Raw genomic sequence first — 1,442 nt, 5'->3', positions numbered from 1 at the left:
AATAGAAGGAGCACCTGTTGAATTTGTTTTCAACGAAACAAAAACTGAATTGACATTGATTCAAAATGGTCAAAGCTTAGTATTTACAAAAGACTAGTTAATTTAAATCACAAAAAAAACTCCAATTTTAAAAGATTGGAGTTTTTTTTGTGATTATTTCAGAGTGATTTCATATTTTTTTTCAACAACTTTCCAGTCGATTACATTAAAAAAAGCGTCAATATACTTTCTTCGTTTGTATTGAAAATCTAAATAATAAGCGTGTTCCCATAAATCTATTGCTAAAATTGGTGTTCCTTTTATGACTTGTTTGGGCATTAATGGATTTTCGTTGTTATTTGTATTTGTAACTTGTAATATGCCATTTTTATCAACAATTAGCCATGTCCAACCAGAGCCAATTTGTTTTTCTGCCGAGGTTTTGAATGCTGTTTTAAAATTTTCATACGAGCCAAAGTCTCTATTAATTGTGCTTAACAAAGTATCTTTTGGTTGTTCGGTTTTTTTTGCACCTAAACTTTCAAAATAAATATTGTGGTTATAATAGCCACCAGCATTATTTTTTAGAGATTCGTTTGAAATGTCAAGTTTTAGCAAAATTTCCTCAATATTTTTGGACACTAAATCTGTTTCAGCAATTGCTTTATTAAAATTATTAAGATGTGTTAAATAATGTTTTGAATAATGATTTTCTAGTGTCAATGCACTTAAATTTGGTAACAATGCATCGTATTTGTAAGATAGTTTTATCAATTCGAAGGTTCCTTTATTTGCAGTTACATCTTCGGGCATTCCGATGTTTATTTTTTCGCCAGAGCTAGGCAATGGAACTTCTACAACTTCTGTAAACTTTTTGCCTTGGCAAGATTGCAATACAATTAGAATTGTTAAACAAAACAGTAATTTTATTTTCATGAAATTTTTATTTTAATGATAAAATTGCTTCGATATATAATTCTTTGGCCTCATTAATCGAAAGATGACTTATTTGCATCCAAGCATTGGTTTTGAATGCATTTCGTAAATCAAAACTTGAAGATATTTGACTTGTATTTCCAGAAGTAGCTTGTTTGTAATAAGCATAACAACGCAATTGTACATCTTGTGGCAAAGAAGCTTGCGGAATTTGCTCAGCAATTGCTACTGCTTCTAAAAATCTTGTATCTAAATCTTTTTCTTGCATTTAGCTTTTGGTTGCAATTATGGTTCGGTTTCCTATTGCTTTTTCGTTCAGTTTTACATTAATTGTAGTTCCGATTGGAAAAAACAAATCTACACGCGATCCAAATTTAATAAATCCAGCATCATCTCCTTGCTTTACTTGCATTCCAGATTCGGCATAATTTACAATTCTTCTGGCTAATGCGCCTGCAATTTGTCTGTATAAAATTTCTCCGAAAGTTTGATTTTCTATAACTACGGTTGTTCGTTCGTTTTCTTCG

General features: G+C 30.5%; 3 protein-coding genes. All 3 read right to left on the bottom strand.

The features are described 5' to 3' along the window. Positions 1-153 precede the first annotated feature (153 nt). Positions 154-915 (bottom strand): superoxide dismutase, encoded by a 762-nt coding sequence (locus RMO83_RS13845; RefSeq protein WP_310560290.1) that lies wholly within the window; start codon positions 913-915, stop codon positions 154-156. Between the two features lie 7 nt (positions 916-922). After that, complete coding sequence (locus RMO83_RS13840; RefSeq protein ID WP_310560289.1) at positions 923-1,183, bottom strand: acyl-CoA-binding protein; 261 nt, start codon at positions 1,181-1,183, stop codon at positions 923-925. Beyond that, positions 1,184-1,442: phosphatidylserine decarboxylase (locus RMO83_RS13835; RefSeq protein WP_310560288.1), on the bottom strand; the 259-nt coding region annotated here is incomplete at its 5' end.

The sequence above is a fragment of the Flavobacterium sp. genome (assembly GCF_031423415.1).
Taxonomy (GTDB): Bacteria; Bacteroidota; Bacteroidia; order Flavobacteriales; family Flavobacteriaceae; genus Flavobacterium.
The sequence above is the reverse complement of the archived record's forward strand: the minus strand, read 5'-3'. Positions and strand labels throughout refer to the sequence as shown.